The organism is Rhodococcus sp. P4_F3_2 (assembly GCF_056401335.1).
In genome coordinates, this window is sequence record NZ_JBFUJN010000206.1 from 1 (window position 1) to 445 (window position 445).

1 pseudogene is annotated in these 445 nt (G+C 34.6%); it reads right to left on the reverse strand.

The features are described from left to right. Window positions 1–445: pseudogene (locus tag AC1DWA_RS33425) on the reverse strand (hypothetical protein); the annotation flags it as partial.

Consider the following 445-nt stretch of genomic DNA (forward strand, 5'->3'; position numbering starts at 1 on the left):
TTATTATGCTGTGCTAGATTATGAAGTAGTTGGTTAATATCTACTGCTTCTGATGAATTAAGGTACAGTGACCTTGATAAAACAATCTTTTCTAGATGTCCTATTTTTATGTAATTAATTCCTTTTTCTACACCCTTTTCATATTGTTCAGGTTCTGGTATAGCTTTTATTTCATATGTAGGTTGCGTTGATGTTGTTAAGTGATCCCCCGAATTAAATTTTAAGGGAGTAGATTGCTGGACTGTTTCAGGAACAATTAATTGAGCAGAGCTTTTATAATCAAATGGTACCGCGCCTACAACTACTGGATTAATATGACCATGTTTTTTAGCACCTTCTAGTACATCTGAAACACGTTTCGTAAGACCCTGAACTTGATTATTCGTTTCTTTTTCATTTGGAACAACTGCAAAGGTGCCCTTTCCTAAAATTGTTCTTTTAGGGG